Here is a 6,003-nt window from a genome sequence, read left to right on the forward strand (position 1 = left end):
AGCCATGGGAGTTATTATTTTAAGTTATTTTTAGATATTCCACTTGGAAGTAATTTACTTGATGATGCAGAAATGCTTAGAGAGTATATTATTAATAATGTGCTTAAGTATACAATAATTAATATATCTGGCATTGATGTTATTATACATAAATTTTATGAGCAAAAAGGTAATTTAGATAAGTAAGATGAAAATTGATTTGGATAATTGGAGAAATATATTTTTAGTAGGAATTAAAGGCTCTGGGCTTTGTTCACTTGCTTGTTTTTTAAGTGATAAGGGATATTTTGTAGAAGGGGTTGACGTTCCTTTAAAGTTTTATACCGAAGATATATTAAAGAGCAAGAATATAATATATTATGAAAATATTTATGAGTTTTCACTAAAAATATGTAATAGGTCTTATGATGCTTTAATATATTCATCAGCTTATGATAAGGATAATTTGCCTATTTTATTAGAAGCCTATGAACTTGGTATCCCTGTTCTATCTTATCCTGAGGTTATTGGCGAGATTTCTAAAAAATATTATAGTATTGGAGTTGCGGGTTCTCATGGTAAGACTACTACGGCAGCATTTTTAGGTATCTTATTTCATAGTTTAGGATTGCAGCCTAATTTGATATTGGGTTCTAGTGTTAAAAATTTAGAAGATAAATCTAGTCTTGTTGGTGAAAGCAATGTATTTATTGCAGAGACTTGTGAGTATAAGGGACATTTTTTATATTTTTCTCCAGACATAATTGTTTTAACCAATATTGATTATGAACATGTTGATTTTTTTAAAAATTATGAAGAGGTTGAAGATATTTTTTTGCAATATGTCAATAACTTAAAGAAAAATGGGATATTGATAATAAATGCTGATGAAATTAATTTGTTTAATATTAAAAATAAAATTATAAGAAAAGATATTAGGGTATTTAGTGTTGGATTTAATTCTCTGTCTGATTTTAAAATTGAACATTTTGAGATTAGAAACGGATTTTTAAAATTTGATTTTTTGGGAAGTATTGATATCAGGCTTAAAACTCCTTTAATTCATAATGTTTTAAATTTTTCAGTAGCACTTTTGGCTTTGAAGTTGTTTTTAGAAGAGCATAAAAAATTTGTTTGGAATTTTGATGAGAGAATAAAAATAGTAGCTAGAGAATATATGGGCATTAAAAGAAGAATGGAATTTATTATGGAAAAAGATGGTGTTATATATCTTGATGATTATGCTCATCATCCAAAGGAAATTGAGAGTACTCTTTTAGGTCTTAAGAAATTTTATGATGGTAGACGTATTGTTTTAGATTTTATGCCACATACATTTACAAGAACAAAGGTTCTCTTTGATGAATTTGTGAGGGTTTTAAGTAATGTTGATGTGTTAATTCTTCATAATATATATCTTTCAGTTAGAGAAGATTTTGATCCTAAGAGACTCTCTAGAGATTTGTTTTTATCCTTAAGAGATCTAAATCATAATGTTTATTTTTTTGCAGAGGTAGGTGATTCTGTTGATTTTATAAAAGGTCTGTTAAAGAGAAATGATTTATTTGTTACAATGGGAGCTGGTGATAATTTTATATTACATGATTTTTTATGAAGGTATTTTAAATGAAAAGTATGACAGGATTTTTTCACTTAGAAAAAGCTATTTCAAATTATATGTTTAGTGTTAATTTGAAATCTTATAATGGTAAATTTTTAGAATTTAAATTTAAATTGCCCGAAGTTTTATATGCTTATGAACTGGATATAAGGAATTTTATTGCAACTTATGTGAAGAGAGGTAATGTTTTCTTATATGTAGGATATAAGGAAATAATGCCAAATGTTAATTTCAATTTAAATCCTCATTATGTTGAGGCTATTACTCGCCTTAGGGATAATTTATTGAAAAATAGTAATTTAAATATTAAGGATGAGTTGAGTCTTGGTGATTTTTTGTCTTTACGAGGTGCTTTAATTGTTGATGATGTAAGTGTTGAGCAGTCATTAATTTATGATGTTTTTAAAGAAGTTTTGAGAGAAACGTTATTGAATTATGATAAGAGTAGAATTTTTGAAGGTGAAAATATTAAACAAGATATAATTTCAATGCTTGTATTAATAGAGAAAGATTTAGAGTTATTAAAAAAATCTCATGACAGTATAAATAATAAACTTTTTTCAAGTATTAAAGAGAATCTATTAAAATTGATGGATGATTTTAGTGATATCAATGTTGCAGAAGAGGCTGCTAAAATGGCAATTCGATTAGATATTAATGAAGAAATAGTAAGATTATATTCACATATAAATAATTTTTATAGAAATATTGAACATGAGGTATGTGGAAAGGTTTTAGAATTTATTGCTCAGGAGATGCATAGAGAGGTTACAACTATGAGTAATAAAGCTATTGATCTTGATATTAGGAATTTAGTTTTAAATATGAAATTAAATTTAGAAAAAATAAAGGAACATTTGAGGAATATTGAATGAGAATAGCCATTTCTAGCAAAAGTGGTTGTGGGAATACAACTGTTAGTAGTATGCTTGCAAAATATTATGGTTTAAAGCTCATTAATTATACCTTTCATGATATTGCTCGGGAAAAGAATATACCTTTTGATACATTTTATAAGAAAGAAATCATGGGCAGAAATGATTATTATTGGGATGAATATCTTGACAATAAGTTATTAAAGCTCTCAAAGGAAGATAATACAATCCTTGCGTCTCGTCTTGCTATTTGGCTTTCAAAAGATGCCGATTTAAAAATATATCTTTATGCTAAGATAGAAATTAGGACAGAAAGAATTATAAATAGAGAAGGTGGTATGTATTCTGATATTTTGGTTAGTACTTTTAATAGAGATTTTAATGATTCTAAGAGATATTTATCTGTGTATAATATAGATATTGATAATTATTTAGATGTAGCTGATTTTATAGTTGATACTACAGATCAACCTGCAAATAAAGTTTTTGAGTTGATAAAAAATGAAATAGAAAAAAGAAATTTATATGTTAAATAAATTAAGGAGGTTTTTTAAGGTAATGAAAATTCCGTTAAAAAAAATACAAGATTTTGATGGGAATTATTATGAGCTTGTGATGGCTGTAATAGTTCGTACAGATCAGATTATTGAGCAGGTTTCTTTAGCAGAACATAGTATTGCTGATGAAAGAGTTGTCAGTCAAGCTTTTAATGATATTTTTGCAAAGCGATTTTTATATTCAATTGAAGACAAATAAAATAGTTTTTATATTTGGTCCTACAGCTGTAGGTAAAAGTGATATTCTCTTTCACTTTCCAAAAGGTGTGGCAGAAATAATTAGTGTTGATTCTATTCAAGTTTATAAGGAATTTGATATTGCGTCTTGTAAGCCTAGTATAGAATTGAGATCTCATATAAGACATCATTTAGTTGATTTTTTAGAACCTATTTATGAGTATAATCTTGGAATATTTTATAAGGAATCATGCAAAATAATAGAAAGTTTAAAAGAGCAAAAAAAAATACCTATATTTGTAGGGGGATCTGCTTTTTATTTTAAACATTTGAGATATGGATTACCCAGTGCACCACCTGTTTCTGAGAAGGTGAGACTTTATATTAATAACCTTTTTATTAAAATGGGTAAAGATTATCTTTTGGAGCAACTTAGGAGAGTTGATTTTAAACGGTATGAATCAATTAATCAAAATGATATTTATAGAATTAAAAGATCTCTTGAAGTTTATTATCAGACAGGTATTCCAATTAGTCAATTTTTACAAAGAGAGGATATGTTTGAAAATATTGTAGCTATTGGGTTGAGAAGACCTATGGACGAGATGAAATCTAGAATAATCTCTAGAGTGAAAAATATGATTGATTGTGGATTGCTTGATGAGATTAAAAGCTTATTGGGGAAAGGATATGATGAAAAAACACCAGCTTTTAAAGGAATAGGATATCGTGAATTTTTATTGTGGAGGAGTAGACCTTGTTATCTATTAAATGATATAATTAATCTAATAGTTAAAAATTCATTTTTGTATGTAAAAAGGCAAATGACTTTTTTTAATAAACTTCCTAATGTTTTGTGGTTTCATCCAGATGATGATTTAAAGAACATTTTGGATTTAATTTTTGTTTAATAAGGAGATATGAGGCGTGCCTTGTGGAAGAAAAAGAAAATTAAAAAAAATATCTACTCATAAGCGAAAGAAAAAAAGAAGAAAGAATAGACATAAAAAGAAAAATAAATAATAAAGATGTTAGTTAGCACAACTAACATCTTTATATTATTAGTTTATTCAATGATTATATTATCTATTATATTGATATCTTTGCTAAAGATGTATCCCTTATTTCCTTTATAGGTTGCTAGTACCCATTTTCCTTTAATGCCATGCTGTTCTGTATCTTGCATAATTTTTTCAATTCTAACTATTTCGTCTTTTCTAATTATTGTTAGATAATCATAATTAATTTTTTGTGTTTGAATTGTATTATTTAAAATGGTATAATTTTTTGTTATGATTCCTACTTTTTGGGGAAATCCTAGGATGCTGCTTTTAGGCAATTTAAATTCTTTTGTTAAAGAAGCTTCTTGTTTTGTTTTACATGTTAAAAAAAATATAATTAAGGGTAATAATTTTATTTTCATAATATTATTATAAATATTCTTGATATATAACTATATATAATAATATAATGTTTTTTTAGAAAGTTTAAGGATTATCAATGAAAAAATATGTTTTTTTGTTATTTTTATTTTTTCCTTTGGGTGATTTAATATTTGCATATCCATTGTCTTTTGGAGGGGGTTTTTCTTATCAATTTACTAATTATACTAGCAAAAGTAATAAGGATATATTGTTAGAAAATGATACTAGAATAGATAATGGAATAAATTTCAATTTATACTTTGATGCTAATTATGTTATTTTTGATATCTCTTATAAAGATGCTTTTTTGGCTAGTCATCATAGTAGATATTTTTCTTTTGGATTTTATGGAATTTATCCTATTGTATTTAAAGAATATGTTAGAACATTATTTCCTCTTATTGGAATTAAATATACGATTGATTTAAGTTCTATAAGACAAAATTTGGTATTTGTATCTTTGGGATTTGCTACAGATCTCTTTATTCCTGAAGTTAAAGGTTTATATATTAGGCCTCTATTTATACTTTCAATTTCACCTACTTCTTTTTCTTCGGGAAGTGTTTCTTGTTTGACTACGGAAATTACTTTTGGAGTTAATGTTGGTTGGAAGTTTTTAAATTAGGTAGTTTTATTCCTAGGTGACAAGGTATTATTCTCTCTTGTCCAAAAAGATTGGATGTGGTATTTAATTTATAAGGAAGGTTATCAACTTTTGTTACAAGTGTACTTGATCCACCGCCATCTAGATTAATAGAATTGGTAACGCCATAACTTAATGATAAATCTATTGCTTCATTTAATGAAATTCCTTTGCTATTATTAGTGCCTCTTCCTTCTACTGTGATTAGATATAAGTGCTTGTTTTCTTTGTCAGTACCTATTATTGTTCTTGGATGTTTATTTTCTTTGAAATTTTTAGTATATTTTCCATTTTTAATTAATGAAAAAAAGCCACCAAAACCGTAATCAGAGTTTTTAATTTCATTGTGTTTGGGATTTAATATGATTTGGTTATTTTTTATTATAATGATACCCTGATCTTTTTTTGCATGAGAGATTAGTTTTTTATTATATATATATATACCATTGGGATAAAACATAGTTCCTTTAATTGTATATGGACTAGTATTGATGGCAATATCTACTTTATTAGAAATTAAAAATTGACTTGTTGTTTGTCCTTTAAAATAATAATTATTCATTTTTTTATCATAAATAGGTTTTGATATTATAAACTTTAAATCTTTGTTTTTAATCTTAACAATAACATAATTACTTTCCTGAAATGATCCTTTAATTATTTCATATTTTGGTTTTAAATTATTTGGATAAGGTAATTGTTGTGATAATAGTGTATTGAATGGTAA

8 protein-coding genes and 1 pseudogene are annotated in these 6,003 nt (G+C 26.1%); 7 read left to right on the forward strand and 2 right to left on the reverse strand.

Features of this window, described 5'->3' with window-relative positions; translation table 11 throughout:
- From BN1173_RS04760 to miaA, 6 genes and pseudogenes are all read left to right on the forward strand, one after another.
- A pseudogene (locus BN1173_RS04760) lies at positions 1-186 on the forward strand (hypothetical protein); the annotation flags it as partial.
- Between the two features lies 1 nt (position 187).
- Complete coding sequence (murC, locus tag BN1173_RS04200; protein ID WP_040236846.1) at positions 188-1,594, forward strand: UDP-N-acetylmuramate--L-alanine ligase; 1,407 nt, start codon at positions 188-190, stop codon at positions 1,592-1,594.
- A gap of 11 nt (positions 1,595-1,605) precedes the next feature.
- Positions 1,606-2,475 carry a YicC/YloC family endoribonuclease gene (locus BN1173_RS04205; RefSeq protein ID WP_012538557.1) on the forward strand — a complete coding sequence of 290 codons (870 nt, stop codon included), beginning with the start codon at positions 1,606-1,608 and terminating at the stop codon, positions 2,473-2,475.
- Entirely contained in the window at positions 2,472-3,011 is a 540-nt protein-coding gene (cmk, locus tag BN1173_RS04210; RefSeq protein WP_014696632.1) for a (d)CMP kinase, read from the forward strand. The genes BN1173_RS04205 and cmk overlap by 4 nt, the downstream gene beginning before the upstream one ends.
- A 22-nt stretch (positions 3,012-3,033) precedes the next feature.
- On the forward strand, positions 3,034-3,231 hold the full coding sequence (locus BN1173_RS04215) for a DNA-directed RNA polymerase subunit omega (protein ID WP_246040065.1): 198 nt from the start codon (positions 3,034-3,036) through the stop codon (positions 3,229-3,231).
- A complete protein-coding gene (gene miaA / locus BN1173_RS04220; protein WP_040236852.1) occupies positions 3,218-4,120 on the forward strand; it encodes a tRNA (adenosine(37)-N6)-dimethylallyltransferase MiaA in 903 nt (300 codons plus the stop codon). The genes BN1173_RS04215 and miaA overlap by 14 nt, the downstream gene beginning before the upstream one ends.
- Before the next feature lie 155 nt (positions 4,121-4,275).
- Here the strand turns inward: miaA and BN1173_RS04225 are convergent, their stop codons facing one another.
- A complete protein-coding gene (locus tag BN1173_RS04225) occupies positions 4,276-4,632 on the reverse strand; it encodes a hypothetical protein (protein WP_025400998.1) in 357 nt (118 codons plus the stop codon).
- A 77-nt stretch (positions 4,633-4,709) separates the two neighbouring features.
- Here BN1173_RS04225 and BN1173_RS04230 point away from each other — a divergent pair, with 77 nt between their 5' ends.
- The gene (locus tag BN1173_RS04230) at positions 4,710-5,258 is read left to right on the forward strand and encodes a TDE1717 family outer membrane beta-barrel protein (protein WP_012538562.1); all 549 of its coding nucleotides are present in this window, start codon (positions 4,710-4,712) and stop codon (positions 5,256-5,258) included.
- Here BN1173_RS04230 and BN1173_RS04235 read toward each other — a convergent pair.
- Entirely contained in the window at positions 5,230-5,937 is a 708-nt protein-coding gene (locus tag BN1173_RS04235) for a phosphodiester glycosidase family protein (protein ID WP_246040078.1), read from the reverse strand. The two genes, BN1173_RS04230 and BN1173_RS04235, sit on opposite strands and share 29 nt — an antisense overlap.
- Positions 5,938-6,003: the final 66 nt, after the last annotated feature.

The organism is Borrelia crocidurae (assembly GCF_000825665.2).
In the GTDB taxonomy this organism is placed as follows: Bacteria; Spirochaetota; Spirochaetia; order Borreliales; family Borreliaceae; genus Borrelia; species Borrelia duttonii.

What these genes read in the sequence shown, in the direction of transcription:
- murC (WP_040236846.1), top strand. Translation starts at nt 188, where the DNA reads ATGAAAATTGATTTGGATAATTGGAGAAATATATTTTTAGTAGGAATT.
- BN1173_RS04205 (WP_012538557.1), top strand. Translation starts at nt 1,606, where the DNA reads ATGAAAAGTATGACAGGATTTTTTCACTTAGAAAAAGCTATTTCAAAT.
- cmk (WP_014696632.1), top strand. Translation starts at nt 2,472, where the DNA reads ATGAGAATAGCCATTTCTAGCAAAAGTGGTTGTGGGAATACAACTGTT.
- BN1173_RS04215 (WP_246040065.1), top strand. Translation starts at nt 3,034, where the DNA reads ATGAAAATTCCGTTAAAAAAAATACAAGATTTTGATGGGAATTATTAT.
- BN1173_RS04225 (WP_025400998.1), bottom strand. Translation starts at nt 4,632, where the DNA reads ATGAAAATAAAATTATTACCCTTAATTATATTTTTTTTAACATGTAAA.
- BN1173_RS04230 (WP_012538562.1), top strand. Translation starts at nt 4,710, where the DNA reads ATGAAAAAATATGTTTTTTTGTTATTTTTATTTTTTCCTTTGGGTGAT.